The following is a 24,266-nucleotide window of genomic DNA, read 5'->3' as shown; positions in this document are numbered from 1 at the left end:
CCTGCGCTCTCGCCCTGATCGACGCTAGGGGGGGCAGTCTCGTTTGAGCAGTGGGTCGCCAACGCATGCAGGACCTCAGGTATGCACGCGGAGCGAACGGGGCGAACCGGTGACGGTGGCGCCGATGTGGTCGTTCGCGACAGCGCGGGGCGGGTCACCCATCTCATCCAGTACAAGCACACCCAGAACACCTCTCGCGATCTCGGCGTCAACAGCGGTATCCTCTCCGATGAAGCGAGAGTTCGGCGCAATTGGGCGGCCGACGACGCGATCTTCGTCGGCGTTACTAACGCGCGCGGCTTCGCGGCCGAGGTCCGCCGCACTCTGGAAGACCGCAACGTGATACTGATCACGCGTAGCTCACTAGCGCGTATCGGCGAGATTCTGCGTGGCTAACTGTGTGCGGCGGAGGGGGAGCGTGGCCTGGGAGTAGCTCCATCCCGTAGAGCCCGTCGAGGTCAAAGTCATGCGGCGCGAAGGCGAGATTGATCGGCGAGGGCTTCAGCTTGGCGAAGCACGGGCTTGGTCGCCTCATCTTGGAGGTTAGGCGGAAATCCGTGTTTGCTCAGAATGCGACGGATCGCGACACGCATTGCCATGCGCATGTTCTCCTTAGGCCACCAGTCGATCGCTGCCCTCTCACGGATCGTTCGAACGAGTTCTGCCGCAATAACCAGTAGCTGCTCGTTCCCCCACTCGCGAAGAAGGGTTTGAACGAAGCACTCGGCCTTGCCATTGGTCTTTGTCGAGCCGGGCCTTTAAGGTTGTCGGCGATCTCGGCCTTCGCAACGCGCGCCTCGTAATAGATCGGCACCGTCGCGCCGTCGGCAACCGCTTAGGCGATGTCGTAGGCGTCGATCTTGTCGCCGAAAATGGCGCACGCGTTGGTGTTGACGAGCTCGACCAGCGTTCCCGCGAAGCCGACAACGGCTGCGTTCGGCAGCACCCGGCGGAGGGGATGGGTGAAGCCGTATCGCATGACGCCGGCCCCATCCATCTTCGCCGCGAAGCCGTACTGAGGGCGGTGAGCTTCGTCGACGAAGACGATCACATCAGAGCGTTCGGTGAGGATGGAAAACTCGGTCTCGCCCTTCTCAGGCTTGAACTTTTGAGGCGTCGTGAAGACTAGCCCGCCGATCTTGCGGGCGAGAAGCGACTTGAGATGCGCGACGTCCTCGGCCTGCTCCGGCGTTTCTCCAAAGAGGGCGGCGCAGCGGGCGACGGTCGCGAAGAGCTCGTCGTCGAGGTCGTTGCGATCGGTCAGGAGAACGATTTTGTTGCGTTCTCGGCGATCGGATCAGGGAAGACCGAGTCAGCCACCTTGGCGACCGTATCGCGCCGGGCACTCGGCGACAGGTGCGGGCTGAGGTGCTCGACGGCGGCTTTGAGGCGCGGGCGCAGGATCGTCTCGCGCCAGCTTCCGCGCGGCGCGTTGGCGCTTTCGGGGGCGAAGGCCGAGCCGTGGGCATGCGGCACGCCGAGTTCATCGAGGAGTGCGAGGGCGAAACCCTCGAGCTCGGCTTCCGGTTCATGCGCCATCAGAGCGTCTCCCCGGCTGCGCGAACGACATGACGCACTTCGTGGAGCGGGCCGCGGAAGGCGTGGTCGAGTTTCTGGATGTTGGTGACCAGCCAGGCCGTGATCTCGTCCCAGTTGGCGCGGTTGTAGCCGTCGAAGGGCTTTGCGTACTTGATGCGACAGGACTTGGCGTCGTCGAGCCTCTGCCAAACGAGCGGGGCGCCAAAGTCAGCCTCTATCGCTTCACGCTGGGCCATCAGCGCATCAAAGATGGCCTTGTTCTCCGAGCCGTTCGGGCGGGACATGTAGACCTCTACCCGCGCTTCGGCCTTGCCGAAGATGAGATTGAATGTGCAATTCGAGATGCCGGTGCTGCCGGTCAGCCATTGATCCCGGCCTGGGTTTACATTCTGATAGATCGTTACGCCCGCTTCGCGCATCGCGGTGAGTGTCTTCTCCCAGAATTCTCGTCGCAGATCTTGTCTAGAATTCTTGGCGCCTTCTGCCGTCTTTTCCTCTGCCTCTTTCGAGGCGATTCCGATCATGTATTCCTCGGCATCGGGTACAGGGATGAACTGCTGGAGATCAAGGAAGAGGTTATCGCCCATGGCGTAGGGCGTGGCGCGAAAACACTGGGTGGCGATGCCGTGGTGGAGAAGCCATAGCGCGGTTGCGGTGACCTCCTTGCGGAAGTTCGCCGCGATCATGACGACGCGCTGCGAGTTGCCGGGATTGAGGACGAGCTCTTCGAGATCGTCCGCCTCGAGGAACTCGCAGATGAGCGTGGCGGCGTTGCCGGGCTCGGGCTGTCGGTCGAGATAGGCCTGGTAGATGTCGACGATTTGGGCGCGCGTCAGGCTGGAGACGTAGGCGGCGTATTTGATCGCCTGCCAGACGACGTTGCGGCCGGTATCGTCGAGCTTGTTCTCGATGACGACGAGGCGGCCCTCCTTGTCTAGGGCGAGGAGGTCGAGCCGTTCGCGGGTGTCGTCGAAACCGTCGAACTCCTTCTGGATGATGAGGAGCTCCTCGCCGAGTGCATCCGGCATGTTGGCAAGCCACTCCTGGAGATGATCGCGCTCACGCAAGCCAAGGTCTGCAAAGCGTTTCTGTTCGAGGCGGTGGATGCGGTTGCTGGCGCGATCGATGCGAAACATGGTTCAGACGATCTCCGCGACGCGCTGTTCGGCTTCGTGCACCCGCATCTCGCCGGACATCAGTTTGGGGAGGAGGGTGTCGCGGAGAGCGGCGAGGGTGCGGGACTGCTCCTCATTCGACCGAAGTGTGGCGTTGAGGCCACTCAGTGGAGCGCCCAGATCCGTAGCCGTATCGTCTGGAGGGCAAGTGAACATCAATTTGTCCAAAGTCGCGCTTGGAAGTCGGCCGACCTCATGTCCGGAAGATTCGACTGCGTTGTGAAGTTCCCCTGCTGCATCAAGATGCCCGGAAAATATCAGTGCACCAAGGTCGGTGATCATTGGAACGAGCGCCTTCACATTTTGATTGAAAGTAACATCGCGCTGGGCTTGCGTAATTCGCATACCGTCGTGCGGGCTCGTCCTGTGCACCATGATGAGAGTGGAACCTGCGGGTACGATTTTCGTCCCTCGACCAATTACGTGCTCAGTCACTTGACCTTCCGAGTCGTAGACGTGTGGGCCAATCATAACCTTGGGGCTATTCCACGGGACCTGGCCACCCCCAAGATCGGCCGCCTGTTTCGACGGCCTGCCACCTGAGCGCACATTGGCCACTTCAGGAAGGGACGAGGGCGTTCACCCATCCGGGAGGCTGTCGTTGCCGAAGCGGGCGGGGAAAAGGACAGCAGTGGCTTCGTCCACGTGGGCCGAGGCCTCGCTTGCCCTCGATCGGCATGTTCGTGAAGAGGTCGATGAGACCCGACACGATGCCCCGGTCGAGGCTCTCGCGCCCGGACACTGTTGGCAGCGCATCCTTCAGCGATGGGTTCGCGGTCTCGATCGCCCGCATCGCATTGTCGATCTCGACGCCGATCTCCGGCGACTTGGCGATCGCCGCGAGGTGGGACCAGCGCGCTGGCTCCGGCACCCACAAGACGTTCTCGGCGCGGTACCCCTCTGGGTCCTCCGGGTCGGCGAACTCCTCGGCCTCCAGCTTCTGCCGCTGCAGCTCGAATACGGCCGAGACGTACCGCAGAAATAGCATTGCCAGCGCGACGTGCTTGAATTCTCCCACATCCATCGCGCCGCGCATCTGGTCTGCGGCCTGAAACAACGTTCGTTCGATCGACACCCGAATTCTCCGTTCTGCTATGACGCCTTGTCTGCTCCTCGCCAGATACCGGGTCGGCTCCATTTCACGCCGTTATAATGTCGCTCGGCAACTCGGCGAAGAAGCCGGTGCGCACGACGTCGATCTTCCATTGTATTTCGGCCATTCGCACATGTCGCCCCAGCGTCACGACGAGTTTCACGCCGAGGCCGTGTTGCTTGGGGTTGCTCAGCCGCGGGATCAGTTCTGCGCATAGACCCTGGGTATTGAGTACCAGATTGCTCTCGCCTCGGCGAATACATGTTGCCGACTATGGTGAGTGCCCAGTGGGCTGTGCGAGCCGCACACGGACCGATTTTGGAGTGGCATCGATGTACTGGCAGGGAACTCAGAAGCTGAGTATGCGCCACCTCGGAATTTTTGCGCCGCGGAATCATCGCCGGCGGCGGAACCGAGGGTGCACTGCGGTTCACGACAACCTATCAACCTGCTGGCTGAAGCCGCGCAGGGAGCACCGTTCCCGGAGCATTTGGCGACAGTGATCCCGGCGCCTCCCGGCGCAGGCGTCGTCCGGCCTTGAATCCGCTCTCGTTCCCGTTGTTCGGTCATTGTTGCGCACGGTTCCACGCAAAGGAACCGAGCGACGAACTCGAAGACGATGATTGCCTCGTCTGAGACCCAATGACCCCAAGGTCTCATTGCGCTCGTCCCCCTCCTCGCATGGGTGGTGGCACGGGCAGCTCGTGCAACGTCTCGCATTGCTCCCACCGTTGGAGTGAGCAATGACCATGCTCCCGTTTCCGACAATTTTATCCATTGTAGTATTAAAGAAATATCGACATGATTTCGTGTAAACTCGAACTTTATAAAGTAATCTCAATCGCGAGATACTGCAAGGTGAGATCCGAAGAAAGCTTCGAAAACTGTCCGGAAGCGCAAGTTGGTGGACGAAGTCTGGTGGGGGTGAGGCGCGTCGATCCGGCGAGCATGCCGGACGTTCGAATTCGGCACGTCGATGTACCACGACCAGACTGGGGGGCGGCTCAGCTGGCACCGGACGGTGACGGTCTGACGATCGAGCTGGCGGGCCTTCTGACCTTCGATCCGGCCCGAAAACGACAAAGCCGAGCGCAGGGCTCGGCTTGTTCGCAATCAATGGTTGCGGGGGCAGGATTTGAACCTGCGACCTTCAGGTTATGAGCCTGACGAGCTACCGGGCTGCTCCACCCCGCGCCAGCGCCGCCGTGGCGACAGGGGTCATGTAGCAACGGTGCCGCCGAAGATAAAGGGGGGTGCCGACATTCAATCGTCACAAATTCGCATGGCTGTGGATGGGCCAGAGGGATGCCCGTGGCACGCAGTGTGATGGAGATCACGTCGAAACCGTGATCTCCATCACGCTTTGGCGCAATCCGCCCCGAAACCCCGGCGAGCCGCATTGTCCACCGTCGGGGGGCATCCACGTTAGAGGCCGCAGGCGCATCGGCGCCGGCGCTCTCATCAGGAGGCCCACAAATGTCGACCCCTCTCGACACCAATGTTCGCTATCTGACCGACAGCGGGCTCGAGACCACGCTCGTGTTTCACGACGGCCGCGATCTGCCCGCCTTCGCCGCCTTCGTGCTGCTCGACGACGTGCGGGGGCGGGCCCGGCTCGACGCCTACTATCGCGAGCACGCCGACGTCGCGAAACGTCACGGCATGGGCTTCATCTTCGAGGCGCCCACCTGGCGCTCCAACCCCGACTGGGGGCGCGAGGTCGGCTACAACGCCGCCGCCCTCGACCGGATCAACTGCGAGGCGATCGATTTCCTGCGCAGGATCGAACTCGACTATCGGGCGACGCCGACGCTGGTCTCCGGCCAGATCGGGCCGCGCGGCGACGGCTACAAGGCCGGCGAGATGATGATGGCCGGCGAGGCCGCCACCTACCATGTGCGCCAGATCGCGGCCTTCTCGAAGGCCGACATGGTGACGGCCCTCACGATGACCTATGTCGACGAGGCCGTCGGCATCGCGCTCGCCGCGGAGAACGCGCAGATGCCGGTGGTGATCTCCTTCACCACCGAGACCGACGGGCGACTGCCGTCCGGCCAGCCGCTCGGCGAGGCGATCGAGGAGTGCGACGCCCGCACGGACGGCTACGTCGCCTACTACATGGTGAACTGCGCCCATCCGGAACATTTCGCCCAGGCGCTCGACGGGTCGTTCGCGGCGCGTATCCGCGGCCTGCGCGCCAACGCCTCGTGCCTGTCGCACGCCGAGCTCGACGCGGCCGAGACGCTCGACATCGGCGATCCGCCGGCGCTCGGCGCGCACTATCGTGCGCTGACGCAGGCGCTGCCGGAACTCACCGTGTTCGGCGGCTGCTGCGGGACCGACATCCGGCACATCCACCACATCGTGTCGGAACTGTCGCCGGTCGCTTGCTGAGACCGGCGGCGGGGGCCCGCCGTCCGGGCGTCAGGGGCGAGGAAGGCCCGCCGCGTCGAGCGCCTTCCCCTGGCGCGCCGCGACGCCTTCGGGCGGAAAGGCGGCGAGTTCGCCCTGGAAGATCTGAAAGAAGTTGAGCTCCGCCTGGAGATGGAGAAGGACCGCGCCGAGACCCACCGCGGCGCGGTCCATGAACACGAACTCGCGCGGCACCGTCACCGGGCCGCGCTCCTTCAGCGCCTGGTGCACCTTGAACGCCTCGCGCCGCCCGTATTCTCCGGGCTTGGTGCCGTCGGCGAGGCTGCGCACGCGGTCGTCGAGGATCGGGCCATAGATGAAGCGGGCCCAGATGTTGAGGATCTCGATCAGCTCCTTGGAGAGGCCCTTGAAGCCCCAGGTCTCGTAGGCGTGGACGACGCGCGCCTCCTCGCCGTGGAGGAGGCCTTCGTAGAGATCCACAACGCCCTCGACGAAGGAGGGCGGGAAGATGCGGATGCAGCCATAGTCGAGGAGGTTGATGCCGGCGGGCACCCCGTCCTCCTCGAACACGGTGTAGTTGCCGAGATGCGGATCGCCGTGGATCACGCCGATGTCGGCGAAGGGGTGCCAGTAGGCGCGAAAGAGGGCGTGCGCGATGGCGTTGCGCTCGGCGAGCGGCGCCTCTTTGAATTCCAGAAGCCGCCGGCCGTCGAGCCAGCCGAGGGTGAGGAGGCGGCGCGTGGAGAGGTCGTCGTGCACCTCGGGGACGCGGATCATCGGATCGTCGGCGAAGGTGAGGGCGTAGAGGCGGGCGGCGCGGGCCTCGCGGCGATAGTCGAGCTCCTCGCGCAGCCGGTCGGCGATCTCGACGCGGATCTCGGAGGTGTCGATACCCGGCCGCATCCGCTTGTGCAGGCTGAAGATCAGGCCGAGCTGCTTGAGGTCCGCCTCGATCGCCGAATCCATGTCGGGATATTGGAGCTTGCAGGCGACCTCCTCGCCGCCATGGGTGAGGGCGCGATGCACCTGGCCGAGGGAAGCGGCCGCGGCGGGCTCCTTGTCGAAGCGGGCGAAGCGCTTCAGCCAGTCGGGCCCGAGCTCGGCGGCCATGCGGCGCTTGACGAACGGATAGCCCATCGGCGGGGCGTTGGACTGGAGCGTCGCGAGCTCGGCGGCATATTCGGGCGGCAGCGCGTCCGGAATGGTGGACAGGAGCTGCGCCACCTTCATCAGCGGGCCCTTGAGGCCGCCGAGGGCGCGGGCAATGTCGGCGGCATTCTCGTCGTGATCGAGCGAACCGCCGAAGAGGCGCGCCCCCACCATCTTCGCCGCGATGCCCGACATGTTGCCGCCGACGCGGGCGTAGCGGCTCGCGCGGCCGGAGAATCTGTTGCGCTCTCGATCCATCCTCGTCTCCCGTCGATCCTCGATATAGAGCATCGGCGCGCGCTCCACATGCGGCGAATGGGGCGAGGCTCTGGAAAACGAGGATCGTCGGCGCTTCGTTCGTGCAGCGGCGCCCCGCGCCTGATAGGCCAGGAAAAAAGGGGTGGACTGATGGCGGACGGCATTCTGCCGCGGCAGGCGATCGATGGGCTGGTGGCGCGGGGGGCGATCCGCGCCGAGGCGGGGATTCTCGCCGATCAACTCCAGCCGGCGAGCCTCGACCTGCGCCTCGGCACCAAGGCGCATCGCATTCGGGCGAGCTTCCTGCCCGCCGAGGGCGAGGCCATCGCCGACAAGGTGGAGCGGGTGACGCTGCACACCATCGACCTCAGCGAGGGGGCGGTGCTCGAGACGGGGTGCGTCTATCTCGTCCCGCTGATGGAGCGGCTCGACCTGCCGGCGGGCCTCTCCGCCTCGACCAACCCCAAGAGCTCCACCGGCCGGCTCGACGTCTTCACCCGCGTCATCGCCGACGGGGCAGGGGGGTTCGACTTCGCGCCGGCGGGATATCACGGGGCGCTCGCGGTGGAGATCAGCCCGCGCACCTTCCCGGTGCTGGTGCGGGCGGGCTCCCGTCTCAGCCAGATCCGCTTCCGCTCCGGCGATGCGCGGCTCGACGACAAGACCCTCGCCGCGCTCCACGCTGCAACGCCGCTCGCCACCCCGGCGGCCCGGATCCAGGACGGCCTCAACGTCACCATCGATCTCAAGCCCCGCGGCGGTCCCGTCGGCTATCGCGCCAAGCGGCACACCGGGCTGATCGACGTCGACAAGCGCGACGCCCTCGCGATGGCCGACTTCTGGGAGCCGCTCCAGTCCACCGACGGCACCCTCATCCTCGATCCCGACGAGTTCTATATCCTGATGAGCCGTGAGGCGGTGGCGATCCCGCCGGCCTATGCGGCCGAGATGGTGCCGTTCGACCCCCTCGTCGGCGAGTTCCGCGTCCACTATGCGGGCTTCTTCGACCCCGGCTTCGGCCACGGCGAGGGGCAGGCCGCCCGGGCCGTGCTGGAGGTGCGCTCGCGCGAGGTGCCGTTCATTCTCGAACACGGTCAAGTTGTGGCGAAGCTGGCGTATGAACGTATGGCTGAAATTCCGGATGTGCTATATGGTCAAGACATCAAGTCCAATTACCAGGCGCAGACCTTGAAGCTCTCCAAGCACTTCATGGCGGCCCCGTGACCGACTGGTTCGACCCGGAGGACCCCGGTCCGACGCTCGATCTCACGCCCGCCTCCACGCCGGTCGGCGGCGACGGTCGCGGCGCGGAGGAGATCCTGCGCGAGGTGTTCGGCTTCGCCGCCTTTCGGCCGGGTCAGGCGGAGATCGTGGAGGCGGTGACGGGCGGCGAGGAGGTGCTCGCCGTGATGCCGACGGGCGGCGGCAAGTCGCTCTGCTACCAGCTCCCAGCTCTGATGCGGGCGGGCGTCACCATCGTGGTCTCGCCGCTCATCGCGCTGATGCGGGACCAGGTGTCGGCGCTGAAGGCGCTCGGCGTCGCCGCCGAAAGCCTCAACTCCGGCAACGACTACGAGGACAACCGCCGGACCCTGGAGCGGGCGCGCAACGGCCAGCTGAAGCTCCTCTACATCTCGCCGGAGCGGCTCGCGTCGGTGGAGACCATCGAGGCGCTGCGCGACGCGCCGATCTCGTTGCTCGCCGTCGACGAGGCGCACTGCGTGTCCCAATGGGGCCACGACTTCCGCCCCGAATATCGGATGATCGGCCAGGTCCGTGCCGATCTCGCCATCCGCCAGACGGTCGCCTTCACCGCGACCGCCGACGAGATCACCCGCAAGGACATCGCCGAGCGCTTGTTCGAGCGGCCGCCGCAGGTGTTCCTGCGCTCGTTCGACCGCCCTAACATCTCGCTCGCGATGACCGCGCGGCAGGACGGGCGCGCCCAGCTCCTCGCCTTCCTCAAGGCGCACCAGGGCGAGAGCGGCATCGTCTACTGCCAGTCGCGCCGACGGGTGGACGAGACGGCCGCCTTCCTCGCCGCCAAGGGCTACAACGCCGTGCCCTACCATGCCGGGCTGGAGCGGCAGGAGCGCGACCACAACCAGGACGTTTTCCTGCGCGAGGACGGGGTGATCGTGGTCGCGACCATCGCTTTCGGCATGGGGGTGGACAAGCCCGACGTGCGCTTCGTCTTCCACATGGACCTCTCGAAGAACATCGAGAGCTACTATCAGGAGATCGGTCGCGCCGGGCGCGACGGGCTCGCCGCCACCGCCCACGCCCTCTACGGCTTCAACGAGATCCGCCAGTTCCGCCAGTGGATCGAAGCCTCGGAGGCCTCCGAGGAGCAGAAGGAGGTGGAGCGGCAGAAGGTGAACGCGCTCGTCGCGCTCTGCGAGGCGCCCACCTGCCGGCGCCAAGTGCTTCTCGCCTATTTCGGCGAACAGTCCGAGCCCTGCGGCAACTGCGACCTCTGCAACGGCAAGGTCGAGATGTTCGACGCCACCGTCCTCGCCCAGAAGGCGCTGTCGGCGGTGGCGCGCACCCGCGAGCGCTTCGGCGTGGAGCATCTGATCTCGATCCTGCGCGGCGAGGCGAACGACAAGGTCACCTCCCGCGGCCACGACACGCTGCCCACCTTCGGCGTCGGCAAGGATCAGTCGCGCCCCTCCTGGCGCTCCATCTACCGCCAGCTCGGCGCGATCGGCTACGCCTTCCCCGATGCCGACCGCTTCAACGCCTGGCGCCTGACCGAGGCGGGCTGGCGCGTCCTCAAGGGCGAGGAGAAGGTGACGCTGCGCAAGGACGCGCTCTCCCTCAAGGAGAAGGCGTCGAAATCGGCGTCCGCCGAGCTGCCGAGCGATGCCGACCCCGCGCTCCTCGACGCGCTGAAGGCGCTGCGCCGCACCCTCGCCTCTGAGCGGGACGTGCCGGCCTACGTGATCTTCTCCGACCGCACCCTCATCGAGATGACCTCCAAGAAGCCGGAGACGCTCGGCGAGATGCGCGGCATCCACGGGGTGGGCGAGCGCAAGCTCAACGACTTCGCCCCGGCCTTCATCGAGGTGATCCGCGAGGGCGTGGCGCCCTCCTGACCACCAACGCAAAACGCGCCGGACCCGGGGCCCGGCGCGTCGAACGGGCGAGGCTCGAGGGCCTCAGAGGCCGTAGCAGTTGGCGTAGTAGGTGACGGTCGCCGGCCAGTCGGAGAACACGCCGACGACGCCCACGTCCTGGGCGAGGACGTTCAGCACGTTGTAGTAGTCGGCGTCGGTGTCGATGGCGGGGGTGATCGACTGGTAGTACCAGCCGCCGCCCGTGGCGAGCGGGCCGGAGCGCTCCAGCGACCAGGCGATCAGCTTCAGCCCGGCGGCCTTCGCCTCTTCGGCATACTTCGAGGGCACGATGTCGCCGTTCTCGTCGAGCGTCAGCATCATGAAGATCGCGGGGGCGAGGTAGTTGATGCCCATCCCGGCGATCTCGGCGGGGCTGTTCGCCCAGGTCGAGGGGTCCTGCTCGTCCCAATTGTCGTCCTGCGGCTCGACCAGGAACACGGCCTGCTTGCCGAACTCCGGCTCGTTCTCGACCCAGTAGCGCACCACGTCGAGGTTGAAGGACTGGGCGAACACGTCGCTCGCGGGGATGCCGGCGGCCTTGTACTCGTCGATCATCTTCTGGGCGTAGTCGTCCATCGTGAAGCCGTCGAAGGGCATCGTGACGGCCGGGTCCTTCAGCTCAGGCGTGAACTTCGCGCCGAGCTCCTTGAAGAGCGCGATCGACTGGGCGTGCGTCATCAGGTGCGCGCCATCGGCGTAGGACGTGGTGCGGAAGGCCGGCACGCCGCCGAGATAGGCTTCGGCGGTGGTGGCGGTCTTGTCCGCCGCGTCCATCTTCGGCTGCAGCGTCATGAACTCGGCGAGGGTGATGTCGGAGGTGCGGCACTCCGCGCTCGCCGGCTTGCCGTCGGCGGCCGGGCTGAACGGGGTGGTGCACTTCGCGGCGAGATCGCTCGCCACCATGTTGGTGGTGGTGTGGAGGTCGTTCTGCGCGTGGCGGCAGACGAGCTCCTTGTCGGCGGTGAAGGCGACGTCGCACTCGAGGATGCCGGCGCCCTGGCGCGCGGCGGCGAGGTTCGATTCCACCGTGTGCTCGGGGAACTGCAGCGGCGCGCCCCGGTGGCCGATGGAGAAGGTCGTCGTCTTGGGGGTCTGCCCGATGCAGGCCGTCAGCTTCTCCTTGAGCGGACCGTCTTCCATCTTGTCGATGAGGAAGAAGGGGCGATTGCCGTAGGTGAGGGCGATCGGGCCGTGGTCGGCGGCCTGGGCGAGGCTGATGCCGAGGGGGAGCGCGGCCAGAAGGCCGGCAAGGGCGAGGTGTTTCATCGGAGCTCTCCGGTCGAAGGTGCGCACCTTCTCCCTCGGCTCGATGACAGCACGGCGTCGGATGGATGACGCTTTTGCAAAGCCCCGACGAAAGAAGCCGCCCGTCGGGGGCGGCTTCGGGTATCGGGCGGATCGGCGGCGGGTCAGCCGGCGGAGCGCATCCGCGGCATGCCGGCGGCCGCGTCGAGGGCTTGGGTGAGGTCGGCGATGATGTCCGCCGTCTCCTCGAGGCCCACCGAGAGGCGCAGCAGGCCCGGGCCGATGCCCTGCTCGGCGCGCTGCTCGTCGGTGAGGCGCTGATGGGTGGTGGTCGCCGGGTGGGTGATGAGGCTCTTGGCGTCGCCGAGATTGTTGGAGATCTTCACGAGCCGCAGGGCGTTCTCCACCTCGAAGGCGGCCTCGCGCCCGCCGTCCACCTCGAAGGCGACGAGGGTGCTGCCCTTCAGCATCTGCCGGCGGGCGAGCTCCACCTGGGGGTGATCGTCGCGCGTCGGATACAACACGCGCTTCACCGCCTTGTGCCCGGCGACGGCCTCGGCGATCTCCTCGGCGGACGCGGTCTGGGTGCGCAGGCGCAGCGGCAGCGTCTCGAGCGACTTCAGCATCACCCAGGCGTTGAACGGCGACATCGCCGGCCCCGTCTGGCGCAGGATCACGTCGAGCTTCTCGGTGACCCACTCCTTCGACGACAGGATGACGCCGCCGAGACATCGGCCCTGACCGTCGATGTGCTTGGTCGCCGAATAGACCACCACGTTGGCGCCGAGCTCAAGCGGATGCTGCCACATCGCGGTGGCGAACACGTTGTCGACGACGATCACCGCCTCCGGCGCCAGCGCGTCGCGGATCTGGGCGACGCCGGCGATGTCGACGAGGCTCAGCGTGGGGTTGGTGGGCGTCTCCATGAAGAAGGCGCGCGTGTTGGGCCGGACCGCGGCCTTCCAGGCGTCGAGGTCGGTGCCGTCGACGATGGTCGCCTCCACGCCGAAGCGGGGGAGGTAGGTTTCCACCACGTAGCGGCAGCCGCCGAAGAGAGCGCCGGCGGCGACGATGTGGTCGCCCGCCTTCAGCGCCGCGACGAGGGCGGCGGTGACGGCGGCCATGCCGCTCGCCGTGCCGCGGGCGGCTTCGGCGCCCTCGAGCGCGGCCATGCGCTCCTCGAACATCGACACGGTGGGGTTGCCGTAGCGCGAATAGACGTAGCCCTCCGCCTCGCCGGCGAAGCGGGCTTCCGCCTCCTCCGCGCTGTCGTAGACGAAGCCCTGGGTGAGGAACAGCGCCTCCGACGTCTCGCCGAACTGCGAGCGCATCGTGCCGTCGTGGACCATGCGCGTGGCGAGGCCCCAGTCGGACGTGTCCATCAATCCCTCCAAAACACCGGTGTGAACAGGATCAGCACCGTCATGATCTCGAGCCGGCCGAGGATCATGACGAATGACAGAAGCCAGAGCTCGAACTCACCGAGCGGTGCGAAGTTGCCCGCCGGTCCGATCGTCTCTCCGAGCCCCGGTCCCACGTTTGTGAGCGCTGTTTGGGCCCCGGTCAACGCCGTGATGAAATCTTGGCCGGCGAGGGACAAGGCGAGGATGGTCAATCCGTACACCAGAAAGAAGGCGATGAAGAAGATGACGACGCTGTCGTAGACGTCCTGATCGATCACCCGCTCGCCGAACCGCAATGGCTGCACGGCGGATGGATAGACGAGCCGCGTGAACGCCCGACGCAGCGCCTGAAACACGATGATGAAGCGGTAAACCTTGATGCCGCCGGCCGTCGATCCCGACGAGCCGCCGATGAAGGTCAGGATGTAGAAGACGCCGTAGGCGAAGGGGCCCCAGTAGGCGTAGTCGTCGGAGGCGTAGCCGGTGGTGGTCACCACCGAGACGACGTTGAAGGCCGACTGGGTGAAGGCGCTCAGGATGCTGATGTTGCGCGTCGCCTCCAGCCACAGCGCGAGCACGGTGATGACGACGGCGAGGCCGGCGAGGAAGGTGCGCACCTGCCAGTCGCGCCACATCGTGAAGCGGCCGCGCACCAGGATCTCGACGTAGAGCACGAAGGGCATCGCCCCGAGTGCCATGAAGAACACCGCCGCCCACAGGATGCGGGGGTCCTCGAAGAAGCCGAAGGAGCGGTCGTGGTTGGCGAAGCCGCCCGTGGAGAGGGTCGTCATCGCGTGGCAGATCGCGTCGAAGAGGCTCATCCCGAGCGCGGCGTAGACGATGGCGCACAGGAGGGTGAGGAGCACGTAGATCAGGCAGAGGGCGCGGGTGATGGAGACGAGACGGGGCAGCGCCTTCTCCGACCGGTCGGACGACTCGGTGCGGAACACCTGCATGCCGCCGATGCGCAGGAACGGAAACAGGAAGAGCCCGATGGCGATGATGCCGATGCCGCCGAACCACTGCAGCATGGACCGCCACAGGAGGTAGGAGCGGGCCATCGAGTCGAGCTCGGACAGGACCGTCGCCCCGGTGGTGGTGAGCCCGCTGACGGCCTCGAAGAAGGCGGCGGCGCGCGTCATGTCGAGGTCGGACAGCCAGAAGGGCAGGGCGCCGATGACGCCCGACACGAGCCACAGCACGGTGGTGAGGAGGAAGCCGAAGCGCGGGGTGAAGGCCGGCATCGGCTGGCGCAGCGACACCACGCCCAGCACCGAGACGCAGAACACGCCGCCGGACGAGACCGCGAACACGGCCCAGCTCTCGCGGCCGTCGGCCGCATCGAGCAGGGCCGGAACGATCATCGCCACGGCGAGGATCAGTCCGAAATAGCTCGATATGTACAGTGCCGGGCGCAACTGCTGCACGGCGCGGGGGACGTGCCGGTGACGCTCGGGCGTTCGGGTCAGCTCAACCACAAAGGTTCCGCCTTGAGACGCGATCCGAGGGACAAAGTGCGGCGCAAATAGACGAGCCGTCCATCCGGCGGAAGCTCAACCGGGGGCTCGGGGACCAAACGGTCCGCCGCCGTGGCAGGACCGCCACAGGGTGGAGAGGCCTCCCGGCGCGTTCCGTCGGAGCCTAAAATGCGGGTGTGACTAGGATTTCGCCCCTCCCGCAGGCTATGAGAAGGGGCGGATTCCGAGCGGAGTAGCCGATGGAGCATGAAGCCACGCACGCGCTGCCTCACCTCAAGGAGGCACTGATCTTCCTGGTGTCGGCCGGTGTGCTGGTGCCGATCCTGCAGCGCTTCGGCCTCAACCCCATACTCGGCTATCTCGTCGCGGGCGTTCTCGTCGGACCGTTCGGGCTCGGCTCGGTGCGGCTCGAGATCGCCGGCCTGCCGCTTTCCGAGCTCGGCATCCCCGACATCGAGGGGGTGCGACAGATTGCCGAGCTCGGCGTGGTCTTCCTCCTCTTCCTGATCGGGCTCGAGCTTTCCGGGCCGCGGCTCTGGGCCATGCGGCGGCTGGTGTTCGGTCTCGGCGGGCTGCAGGTGTTCGCGACGGCCGCCGCGCTCGCCGCGGCGGGCGTGCTCGCCGGCCTCACCGCCGGCGCGGCGATCGCGATCGGAGCCTCGCTGGCGCTCTCCTCGACGGCCATCGTGGTGCAGCTCCTCATCTCCGGCGGCCGCCTCGCCTCGCCGCCGGGGCAGGTGATGTTCTCCGTGCTCCTGATGCAGGACATCGCGGTGGTGCCCGTCCTCCTCGTCATCGGCTCGATGGCGGGGGGCAGCGAGGAGGCGCTCATCAAGAGCCTCGTCGTGAGCCTTGCGGCGGCGGCGGTGCTGGTGCCGGCGATCCTCTTCCTCGGCCGGCGCGTGGTGGGGCCGGTGTTCCACTTCGTCGGCGCCCGGCGCGACCGAGACATGTTCACCGCCGCGGCGCTCCTCGTCATCATCGGCACGGCGACGGCGACGTCGATGGCCGGGCTCTCCATGGCGCTCGGGGCCTTCCTCGCCGGCCTCGTCTTCGCCGACACCGAGTTCTCCCACCAGCTCGAAGCGGAGATCGCGCCGTTCAAGGGCCTGCTCCTCGGCCTCTTCTTCCTCTCCGTCGGAATGACCATCGACCCGCGCGTGGTGATCGACGCGCCGCTGACGCTGCTCGCCACCATCGGCGGGGTCATCGCGATCAAGGCGGCGGTGCTGCTCGTTCTCTGCCTCGCGATGCGCCAGCCTTTGGCGGTGGCGGTCGAGAGCGCGCTGATGCTCGCGCAGATCGGCGAATTCTCGCTGGTGGGTCTCGCGCTCGCCTCCTCCACCCACGTGGTGCCGCTGGAGGTCGCCCGCATTCTGGTGGTCGCCTCCGGCATCACCATGGCGCTGACCACCGCGCTCGCCGGGCCGATCCACGCCCTCGCCCTGCGCATCGCGGCCCGCAGCTCGGTGGCACCGGTGTCGGCGAGCCTTGCCGGGCAGCACCTGTCGGGTCACGTGGTCATCGCCGGCTTCGGCCGCATCGGCCGGGCGATCGGCGAGCTGCTCGACAAGCGCCGCATCCCCTATATCGCGCTCGACCAGAACGCGACGTCGGTGGCGCGGGCCCGCAAGGCCTCGAAGCCCGTGTTCTTTGGCGACGTGCGGCGCGCCGACGTCCTCACCAACGTTCACGCCGCCGATGCGGTGGCGATCATCCTGACGATGGACGATCCGTCGGCCAACGTGGCGGTGCTGCGCAACCTGCGGCATCTGGAGATCTCCACGCCGGTGGTGGCGCGGGCGCGCGACAAGGTGCACGCCACCGAACTCTATGGGCTCGGCGCCGACGAGGTGGTGCTCGAAGCCTTCGAAGCCTCGCTGCAGATGGGCGAGGAGACGCTGGTCGCCCTCGGCTTCCCCCGCGAGGCGGCTCACGCGATGATCGGCGAGGAGCGGGAGGCCGGCAAGCGCGAGCTCGCGACCGCCCTGCCGCGGCGGAGGGCGTAGGCGATGCGCTGCCTCGTCATCGGCCGGTCCGGCCAGGTCGCGACGGCGCTCGTCGAGCGCGCCGCCGCCCATACCGGTCCGAGCGCGGCGGACGTCGTGGCGCTCGGCCGTCCCGACCTCGATCTCTGCCGGCCGGAGAGCATCGCCGCCGCGATCTCCCGCGTCGAGCCCGACGTGGTGGTGAACGCCGCCGCCTACACCGCCGTCGATCAGGCCGAGAGCGAGCCGGAGGCCGCCGCCGCGCTCAATGCGGCGGGGCCGGCCGCGCTCGCCGGCCTCTGCGCCGCGGCCGATATTCCGCTCGTCCACCTTTCCACCGACTACGTGTTCGACGGCACGCTCGACCGGCCCTATCGCGAGGACGATCCCATCGCCCCGGCGAGCGTCTATGGCCGCACCAAGGCGGAGGGGGAGGCGGCCGTCATGGCGGCCGGCGGCCGCGCCCTCGTGCTGCGGACGGCCTGGGTCTATTCCCCCTTCGGCAAGAATTTCGTGAAGACGATGCTGCGCCTTGGGGCCGAGCGCGATCGTCTGCGCGTGGTGTCCGATCAGGTCGGCAACCCGACGAGCGCCCTCGACATCGCCGACGCCGTCCTGAGGCTTGCCGCCATGCGGGACGGGTGGGGGAGCGGCGGCGAGATCCTGCACCTTGCCGGCACGGGGGAGACGAGCTGGCACGGTCTCGCCGAAGCGATCTTCGCCGGCACCGCCGCGCCGCCCGTCGTGGAGCCCATTCCGACTTCGGCCTATCCGACGCCCGCCCGGCGGCCGGCCAATTCGCGTCTCGACACCACCCGCCTCGCCGAGCGCTACGGCATCGTGCTGCCGCCCTGGCGCGAAAGCCTCGCCGTCACGCTCGACCGTCTTGCCGGCGCCGCCCCGCGCTGAGGACCGCCGCCCAGCCGGGGCCGCTCGGGACAAAAAAAATGGGGCCGCGGGATGCGGCCCCAAAGAGCAGGCTGTCGAAGGTGGATGCGCGGACCGGAAGGGGTGGGTGCGGTCCGTGCCGACGAACAACGGCGGCGCGCCCGATTGGTTCCCGGACGGTGACTATTTTCCTCGGAGCCCGTTCGCCGTTGGCGGCGGCGGGCGTGAGGCGGGCTCGGCGCGGGCCATGCGCGCGGCTGTCGACGGAAGCGGAAGGGAGGGGGTGGAGCGGGCGATGGGGATCGAACCCACGACATCAAGCTTGGGAAGCTTGCGTTCTACCACTGAACTACACCCGCGCGGCGGTGGCAGCCGGTCACTCTGAGTACAGGAGGGCGGGCGCCTTGTCCATCACTTGTCCATCGTCCTCGCGTGCCGGCGACGGCTTGACGGCGCGGGGCGGGGGTCGCACATCTCGCGCCGTGGTGCGGTGCATCACGACTGTGCGTGCGCGAGAGGCGGCGCGGCCGGGAGCGCCGCCCGTGCCCGGGAGGTGTGTGTGCTCGAGCCTGTCCGCCGGCTGGTGGAGTCCCGCGAGTGGGAATATTTCATCGTCGGCATCATCCTCGTGAACGCCGTCATCCTCGGCATGATGACCTCGGGCACCTTGATGGCGAGCGTCGGCCCGCTCCTCAGCGTGATCGACACCGTGATCGTCGGGGTGTTCGTCGCCGAGATCCTGATGCGCATCGCCGTCTACCGGCTGCGCTTCTTCACCGACCCCTGGAGCATCTTCGACTTCCTCGTGGTCGCCATCGCGCTGGTGCCGGCGAGCCGTGAGTTCTCGGTGCTGCGGGCACTGCGCATTTTGCGAGTGCTGCGCCTCATCTCGGTGGTGCCGACGCTGCGCCGCGTCGTCAACGGCCTCATCGCCGCGCTGCCGGGGATGGCCTCCGTGGTGTTCCTGATGGCCATCATCTTCTACGTCTTCGCGGTGATGGCGACGTCGCTCTATGGCGCCTCCTTCCCCGACTGGTTCGGCTCCATCGGCGCGTCGGCCTACTCGCTGTTCCAGATCATGACGCTGGAATCCTGGTCGATGGGCATCGTGCGGCCGGTGATGGAGGTCTATCCCTCCGCCTGGCTCTTCTTCGTGCCGTTCATCATCGTGACGGCCTTCGCGGTGCTGAACCTCTTCATCGGTATCATCGTGTCGGGCATGCAGCTCGAGGTGGAGGAGGAGGCCGCGGCGAGCCGCGACCAGCTCCACGACGACCAGGTGGCGATGGCCGACGAGGTGAGGGCGCTGCGGGCCGACATCGCGCGCCTCACCGAAGAGCTGCGCGGCGCGCTGCCGCCGCGGTCCGGCGCGGGCTGACCCTTTCTCCGAAGCCGTCTTCCCCCAAGCCTTCCCCCGAGGAGCCTTCCCCGAGGAATCATTCCTAGGAGCGCCCATCCGCCGTGACCCCCGACGCCTCATCCGCCGACACGCACCGCATCGTCTGTCTCCACGCCGTCACCCGCGATCGGCACGACTTCGCGGGTCTCGCCGCCGCCCTCGCGCCGCATGAGGTCACGCCGCGCGATCTCAGCGGTCACGGCGACGCGCCGCGGGCGGACGACTACACGGTTGCGGGCCTTGCGGACGCCGTCGACCTCGGCGCGGGGGCACCGCCGATCCTCTACGGCCACTCGCTCGGCGGGGTGGTGGCCCTCGCCCTCGCCGCGCGCCGTCCGGGCAGCGTGGCGGCGCTGGTGCTCGAGGATCCGCCGCTCTTCGAATCCGACATGCCGCGCCTCGGCGAGACGCCTTTCTATCGCGGCTTCGTCAAGCTGAAGGCGTTCATCGACGGCGAGGCGCACGCCTATAGCCTCGCCGACTGGGAAGTGGTGGTCGCGAGCTGGGGGTCGGGTCACGGCCGCCGCACGATGCTCGACGTTTTCGGGCCCGAGGGGGTCGCCCTGCGCGCCCGCCAGCTCGCCGCCTTCGACCCCCATGTCCTCGACGCGCTCATCGAGGGCACCCTCCACGGCGCGTTCGACGTGCTCGCGGCGATCCGCGCCGCGGGGGTGCCGATCCGCATCATCGCCGGCGATCGCGGGAAGGGCAGCGCGCTGTCGGCCGAGGATCTCCGGCTTCTGGCTCGCGAACTCGACGTGTCGATTGATCGGGTCGCCGAGGAAGGGCACTTCATCCACGAAGTTCTTCCCGAACGCTGCGCCGCGGCCGTCCGCGAGGTCAGCGCCACGTTGTGAGCGGCCGCCGCGCGGGCGGATCCGCGCGAGGTCCGTCATGTCTCTTCCACTCCGTATGGATGGCCCGGCGTGGGCCATGCTCGTCGCCTTGTCGGTTCTCTGGGGGGCGTCCTTCATCTTCTCGGAGGTGATGCTCGCGGCGCTGCCGGTGCTCACCCTCGTGACGCTGCGGGTCGCGATCGCCGCCGTCATCTTGTGGGGGCTCGTGCTCGCGAGCGGCACGCCCGTGCCCCGCCGGCCCGGCACGATAGCGGCGCTCGCCGCCATGGGGCTCCTCAACAACGCGCTCCCCTTCTCGCTCATCGTCTGGGGGCAGACGTCGATCACGGCGGGTCTCGCGGCGATCCTCAACGCCACCACGCCGCTCTTCACCGCCGGTCTCGCCGGCATCTTCCTCGCCGACGAGCGGCTGACGCGGCGGCGCGTCGGGGGGCTCCTCCTCGGCCTCGCCGGGGTCGCCGTGATGGTGGGTCCCGACGCCCTCTCGCGCCTCGGCAGCGACCTTCTGGCCCAGGGCGCGGTTCTCGCGGCCGCCTTCTCCTACGGCTGCGCGGTGGTGTTCGGGCGACGCTTCAAGCGGCTCGGCATCGCCCCGATGATGGTGGCGACCGGGCAGACGAGCGCCGCGGCGCTGATCCTCGCCCCGTTCGCGCTGATCCTCGACCGCCCGTTCTCGCTGCCGATGCCGGGGGCGGGGGTCTGGCTCGCCGTGGTCGCCAACGCCGCGTTCGCGACGGCGTTCGCCTACATTCTCTATTTCGCGATCCTCGCCCGCTCGGGCGCGACCAACGTCGTCCTCGTGACCGTCCTCGTCCCCGTGGTCGCCGTGCTCGTCGGCGCGGTCGCGCTCGGTGAGACGGTGAGCACCGGCCAGCTCGCCGGCATGGCGCTGATCTGCGCGGGCCTCGCCGTGATCGACGGGCGCCTTCTCGGCTGGCTGCGGGTCGACCCGAGCGGGGCGAGGCGGAGCCTCTGAGCGCTCTCGCGGAGCCGCGCCGCCGGACTTCCAGCCCTGCGCAATCATCTCACGTTACGTCATCGTCGGGGCGGACGCCGTGCGCCGTCCCGCACACGAGTGGCGTCTCGTCGGACGCGGCGTCGGCCGCGGCCAGGCGGCGCGGGAGAGGCAAACGGGGGCGACGATGCGGCGAGGACGGAGCCTATTGGCGCGAATGGTGCTGGCGGCGAGCCTGTCGGTCGGCGCCGCGGAAGGCATCGAGGCGGCACCTTCGAGCCGGCTCACTGCTCAGCCCTTAAGCGAGCCGACGATCGAGCTGATCGACGCCGAGCTCGTGGAGCGCATCCGCGGGGTGCTCGAGAGCGAGATCGTCGTCCTGGCGGTGGAGAACCAGAACCGGCGGCGGGCCAATCCGCCGCAAAGCGTGATCGACGCGCTCGACGCGCAGTGGCGGGCCGAGCGCGAGCAGACCAAGCAGCCGCTGATCGCCGTGACCCTCGCCAGCCCGACATCGAACTATCTGACCCGCATCCAGGCCCACTCGCTGGGGCTCTTCACCGAGATCATCCTGATGGATGCGAGCGGCCTCAACGTCGCCCAGAGCAACATCACCTCCGACTACTGGCAAGGCGACGAGGCGAAATATCAGCGCACCTATAAAGTGGGTCCGAACGCCGTGTTCATCGACGAAGCCGAGTTCGAGGACACGACCGGCACCTGGCGCGCCCAGGTCAACCTCGCGGTCAAGGATCCGCAGTCGGGATCGGCGATCGGCGCGGCGACCTTCGAGGTCAACCTCACCGAGCTCCAGCGCAGGAAACACGCACGATGATGGCCAATCTCTCGATCTATCGGAAGGTGCTGATCGCCTTCGGCGCCATCCTGAGCGTGACCGTCGTCGCCGCGGGCCTGATCTTCTTCCAGTCGCTGCGGCTGCAGCGCGACGTCGTGACGGCCGACGCGATCACCGGGCGCGCCGCTGCGTTCGAGAAGTATCGCAGCGCCCTGCAGGATGCGCACAAGACCGTGCTGCGTCTCCTGAACTCCAGCGACATCGAGTATCTGGGCGTTCTGAGCGACCATCTCGCCGCGATCGATCGGGAGCGCGACGACGTGCTCGCCCAATCGGAGGACGGCTCGAGCGCACATGCGACGGCGCAGGAGATCGCCGCTCTCGTCGAGCGCTGGCGCCGGCAGGTCGTCGAGCGCCAGATCGCCGACACCGAGGATCCCTACACCGTCGACATCGCGCGGCTGCGCGAGGAATCGGTGCAGAACCGCTCGCTGTGGGACAAGATCGACAGCGCCTTCTCGCGCCAGCGGGCCGCGAACGTCGCGGCCCTGCACAACGCCCAGCAGCGCCAGGCCGGCAATCTCATCCTCCTCGAGGTGATCTCCCTCGGCTCCAGCCTGATGGTGGTGATCTTCTGCGTCATGATGGCGATGATGGTGCGCGGCTCGGTGGTGCTGCCCCTGCGGCGCTTGACCGACGTCACCGAGAAGCTGCGCGACCACGAGTGGTCGGTGGAGATCACCGGCGTGTCGCGCCAGGACGAGATCGGCGACATGTCGCGCGCGCTGGAGGTGTTCCGCGAGGCCGGCATCGAGAACGAGCAGATCTCGGCCCGGCAGGTCGCCGAAGCCGAGGAGAAGGCCCGCCAGGCCCAGCGCGTTTCGGAGGCCGTGGCCGAGTTCCGCGGCCAGTCGAGCGACCTCCTGCGGGCTCTCGCGGACGCCGGCTTCAGCCTCGGCAACGCCGCCCACTCGCTCGAGGGCGTCGCCGGCGACAGCTTCGACTACACCCAGAGCGTGAGCAGCGCCGCCGAGGCGACCGGCTCCAGCGTGCAGAGCGTCGCCGCGGCGATCGAAGAGATGTCCATGTCGATCCGGGACATCTCCACCCAGCTCCAGAATGTCGCGCGTCTCACCCGTCTCGCGACCGAGGCCTCGGCTCAGGCCGACCGGAAGGTGAGCGGTCTGCAGACCCGCTCCGAGCAGATCCACGAGGTGATCGACCTGATCAACGGCATCGCCGGACAGATCAACCTGTTGGCGCTCAATGCCACAATTGAATCCGCGCGCGCGGGTGAGGCGGGCAAGGGGTTCGCGGTGGTCGCCCAGCAGGTGAAGCAGCTCGCCGACCAGACCGGCAAGGCGACCGAGGACATCAGCCGCGTGATCGGCCAGGTGAGCGGCGACGTGTCGGAGGTCGTGCAGGCGATCCGCACCATCGACAACGCGATCGGCGAGGTGAACACCAACTCCGCCGCCGTGTCCGCCTCGGTGGAGGAGCAGAGCACCGCGCTCGACGAGATCTCGCGCAACGTGTCGATCGTCTCCAACCAGACGCGCACCGTCGCCGGCAACGTCAAGGGCGTGGAATCGAAGGTGGGCGAGACGCGATCGGTGGCGGGCAACGTCTCCAGCCTCTCCGATTCCCTCAAGGAATCGAGCGAGCGGCTCGGCGCCACCATCGAGCGCTTCATCGGCACCGTCGCGAACGACAGGCGCCCCACCGTCCGCAGCGCCTGACGCGCCGCTCCTCGCCCGAAGGAGCCTCGCCCGCGCCGGCCGCGTGAGCCGTCGCCCTCCCGCCGCGATCGGCCGCGGGGGGAAGGGGCGGGCCGTCGCGGCAGGCGCATTTTCGTTCGCCCATCGCGCTCTCGTCGTGGGCTTTCGCCCGATCGGCGCCGGGCCGGCGTTGCGCCCTCCGAAACCCTATGCTATCGGCCCGCCGATGATGGCGGCTCGTGTGAGGGCCGCGCCCGACCACGAAAGAGCACGCTCCTTGGCCGATTTCGAAACCTCCGGCGTTGCCCACCGCTATGCCTCCGCGCTGTTCGACCTTGCGCGGGACGACGATGCGCTCGAAGCCGTCGAGGCGAACGTCGCCACGCTGCGCGCTTTGCTCGATGAAAGTGCCGACCTGCGACGCCTGGTCGCAAGCCCGGTCTTCGCCGCCGAAGAGCAGATCAAGGGCCTCTCCGCCGTGATGGAGAAGGCCGGCGTCACCGGCCTCGTCGCCAATTTCATCAAGCTCGTCGCCAAGAATCGCCGCCTGTTCGCCCTGCCGGGCATGCTGAAGACGTTTGATGCGCTCCTCGCCAGCCATCGCGGTGAGACGATCGCCATCGTCACCAGCGCCGAGCCGCTCACCGAGGAGCAGCAGAAGGCACTCGTGGGCGTGCTGGCCGAAAAGGCCGGCGGAACCGTTAAGCTCGAGACCCACGTCGACGCGTCGCTGATCGGCGGCCTCATCGTGCGTCTCGGCAGCCAGATGATCGACACCAGCGTGCGCACCCGCCTCGCGGCCCTGCGCAATGCCATGAAGGAAGCCGCATAAG

At 67.7% G+C, this 24,266-nt stretch carries 20 protein-coding genes, 2 tRNA genes and 2 pseudogenes; 12 read left to right on the top strand and 12 right to left on the bottom strand.

Features of this window, described 5'->3' with window-relative positions:
• Positions 1-51 precede the first annotated feature (51 nt).
• Positions 52-396 (top strand): annotated as a pseudogene (locus JCR33_RS06370) (restriction endonuclease); the annotation flags it as partial.
• A gap of 68 nt (positions 397-464) precedes the next feature.
• On the opposite strand, the pseudogene JCR33_RS25615 reads toward JCR33_RS06370, so the two are convergent.
• The 7 genes and pseudogenes from JCR33_RS25615 to JCR33_RS06335 all read right to left on the bottom strand — a co-directional run.
• Positions 465-689: pseudogene (locus tag JCR33_RS25615) on the bottom strand (type I restriction enzyme endonuclease domain-containing protein); the annotation flags it as partial.
• A 146-nt stretch (positions 690-835) separates the two neighbouring features.
• Positions 836-1,264 carry a hypothetical protein gene (locus JCR33_RS06360; protein WP_211110122.1) on the bottom strand — a complete coding sequence of 143 codons (429 nt, stop codon included), beginning with the start codon at positions 1,262-1,264 and terminating at the stop codon, positions 836-838.
• A complete protein-coding gene (locus JCR33_RS06355; protein WP_198881172.1) occupies positions 1,261-1,539 on the bottom strand; it encodes a hypothetical protein in 279 nt (92 codons plus the stop codon). Before JCR33_RS06355 ends, JCR33_RS06360 begins: the two co-directional genes overlap by 4 nt.
• Positions 1,539-2,675, bottom strand: a complete 1,137-nt coding sequence (locus JCR33_RS06350) for a DUF4268 domain-containing protein (RefSeq protein WP_198881171.1) — start codon at positions 2,673-2,675, stop codon at positions 1,539-1,541. Before JCR33_RS06350 ends, JCR33_RS06355 begins: the two co-directional genes overlap by 1 nt.
• 3 nt (positions 2,676-2,678) lie before the next feature.
• Positions 2,679-3,149 (bottom strand): restriction endonuclease subunit S domain-containing protein, encoded by a 471-nt coding sequence (locus JCR33_RS06345; protein WP_198881170.1) that lies wholly within the window; start codon positions 3,147-3,149, stop codon positions 2,679-2,681.
• A 124-nt stretch (positions 3,150-3,273) separates the two neighbouring features.
• The gene (locus tag JCR33_RS06340; protein WP_211110091.1) at positions 3,274-3,789 is read right to left on the bottom strand and encodes a type I restriction-modification system subunit M N-terminal domain-containing protein; all 516 of its coding nucleotides are present in this window, start codon (positions 3,787-3,789) and stop codon (positions 3,274-3,276) included.
• 1,135 nt (positions 3,790-4,924) lie between these two features.
• A tRNA-Met gene (locus tag JCR33_RS06335) sits at positions 4,925-5,001 on the bottom strand.
• 282 nt (positions 5,002-5,283) lie between these two features.
• On the opposite strand from JCR33_RS06335, the gene JCR33_RS06330 reads away from it, so the two are divergent.
• Positions 5,284-6,201: a homocysteine S-methyltransferase family protein gene (locus JCR33_RS06330; protein ID WP_198881169.1), complete on the top strand. Its 918-nt coding sequence runs from the start codon at positions 5,284-5,286 to the stop codon at positions 6,199-6,201.
• 30 nt (positions 6,202-6,231) lie between these two features.
• On the opposite strand, the gene JCR33_RS06325 is transcribed toward JCR33_RS06330, so the two are convergent.
• Positions 6,232-7,587 (bottom strand): ABC1 kinase family protein, encoded by a 1,356-nt coding sequence (locus JCR33_RS06325; RefSeq protein ID WP_198881168.1) that lies wholly within the window; start codon positions 7,585-7,587, stop codon positions 6,232-6,234.
• 150 nt (positions 7,588-7,737) lie between these two features.
• Between JCR33_RS06325 and JCR33_RS06320 the strand changes: the two genes are divergently transcribed.
• Complete coding sequence (locus tag JCR33_RS06320) at positions 7,738-8,811, top strand: 2'-deoxycytidine 5'-triphosphate deaminase (protein WP_198881167.1); 1,074 nt, start codon at positions 7,738-7,740, stop codon at positions 8,809-8,811.
• Positions 8,808-10,685 carry a DNA helicase RecQ gene (recQ, locus tag JCR33_RS06315; RefSeq protein ID WP_198881166.1) on the top strand — a complete coding sequence of 626 codons (1,878 nt, stop codon included), beginning with the start codon at positions 8,808-8,810 and terminating at the stop codon, positions 10,683-10,685. Before JCR33_RS06320 ends, recQ begins: the two co-directional genes overlap by 4 nt.
• Positions 10,686-10,748: 63 nt before the next feature.
• Here the strand turns inward: recQ and JCR33_RS06310 are convergent, their stop codons facing one another.
• The 3 genes from JCR33_RS06310 to JCR33_RS06300 all read right to left on the bottom strand — a co-directional run bounded on the left by JCR33_RS06310 (position 10,749) and on the right by JCR33_RS06300 (position 14,832).
• On the bottom strand, positions 10,749-11,972 hold the full coding sequence (locus tag JCR33_RS06310) for a glycerophosphodiester phosphodiesterase family protein (protein ID WP_198881165.1): 1,224 nt from the start codon (positions 11,970-11,972) through the stop codon (positions 10,749-10,751).
• Between the two features lie 143 nt (positions 11,973-12,115).
• Positions 12,116-13,333, bottom strand: coding sequence for an O-succinylhomoserine sulfhydrylase (metZ, locus tag JCR33_RS06305; protein ID WP_198881164.1), 1,218 nt, complete (start codon positions 13,331-13,333; stop codon positions 12,116-12,118).
• A complete protein-coding gene (locus JCR33_RS06300) occupies positions 13,333-14,832 on the bottom strand; it encodes a TrkH family potassium uptake protein (RefSeq protein ID WP_198881163.1) in 1,500 nt (499 codons plus the stop codon). The genes metZ and JCR33_RS06300 overlap by 1 nt, the downstream gene beginning before the upstream one ends.
• Positions 14,833-15,071: 239 nt before the next feature.
• On the opposite strand from JCR33_RS06300, the gene JCR33_RS06295 reads away from it, so the two are divergent.
• The gene (locus JCR33_RS06295; protein WP_198881162.1) at positions 15,072-16,841 is read left to right on the top strand and encodes a cation:proton antiporter domain-containing protein; all 1,770 of its coding nucleotides are present in this window, start codon (positions 15,072-15,074) and stop codon (positions 16,839-16,841) included.
• Between the two features lie 3 nt (positions 16,842-16,844).
• Positions 16,845-17,729, top strand: coding sequence for a dTDP-4-dehydrorhamnose reductase (gene rfbD / locus JCR33_RS06290; protein WP_198881161.1), 885 nt, complete (start codon positions 16,845-16,847; stop codon positions 17,727-17,729).
• A 263-nt stretch (positions 17,730-17,992) separates the two neighbouring features.
• Here rfbD and JCR33_RS06285 read toward each other — a convergent pair.
• A tRNA-Gly gene (locus JCR33_RS06285) sits at positions 17,993-18,067 on the bottom strand.
• A gap of 200 nt (positions 18,068-18,267) precedes the next feature.
• On the opposite strand from JCR33_RS06285, the gene JCR33_RS06280 reads away from it, so the two are divergent.
• The 6 genes from JCR33_RS06280 (at position 18,268) to JCR33_RS06255 (ending at position 24,265) form a co-directional block, all read left to right on the top strand.
• A complete protein-coding gene (locus JCR33_RS06280) occupies positions 18,268-19,086 on the top strand; it encodes an ion transporter (RefSeq protein WP_198881160.1) in 819 nt (272 codons plus the stop codon).
• An 83-nt stretch (positions 19,087-19,169) separates the two neighbouring features.
• Complete coding sequence (locus JCR33_RS06275; RefSeq protein ID WP_198881159.1) at positions 19,170-19,964, top strand: alpha/beta fold hydrolase; 795 nt, start codon at positions 19,170-19,172, stop codon at positions 19,962-19,964.
• 76 nt (positions 19,965-20,040) lie between these two features.
• Positions 20,041-20,940, top strand: a complete 900-nt coding sequence (locus JCR33_RS06270) for a DMT family transporter (protein WP_198881158.1) — start codon at positions 20,041-20,043, stop codon at positions 20,938-20,940.
• Between the two features lie 79 nt (positions 20,941-21,019).
• Complete coding sequence (locus JCR33_RS06265) at positions 21,020-21,754, top strand: hypothetical protein (protein WP_211110089.1); 735 nt, start codon at positions 21,020-21,022, stop codon at positions 21,752-21,754.
• Positions 21,751-23,454: a methyl-accepting chemotaxis protein gene (locus JCR33_RS06260; protein WP_198881157.1), complete on the top strand. Its 1,704-nt coding sequence runs from the start codon at positions 21,751-21,753 to the stop codon at positions 23,452-23,454. The genes JCR33_RS06265 and JCR33_RS06260 overlap by 4 nt, the downstream gene beginning before the upstream one ends.
• Positions 23,455-23,710: 256 nt before the next feature.
• On the top strand, positions 23,711-24,265 hold the full coding sequence (locus tag JCR33_RS06255) for a F0F1 ATP synthase subunit delta (RefSeq protein ID WP_232372311.1): 555 nt from the start codon (positions 23,711-23,713) through the stop codon (positions 24,263-24,265).
• Position 24,266 lies beyond the last annotated feature (1 nt).

This window comes from Acuticoccus mangrovi (genome assembly GCF_016411865.1).
Classification (GTDB): Bacteria; Pseudomonadota; Alphaproteobacteria; order Rhizobiales; family Amorphaceae; genus Acuticoccus; species Acuticoccus mangrovi.
The sequence above is the reverse complement of the archived record's forward strand: the minus strand, read 5'-3'. Positions and strand labels throughout refer to the sequence as shown.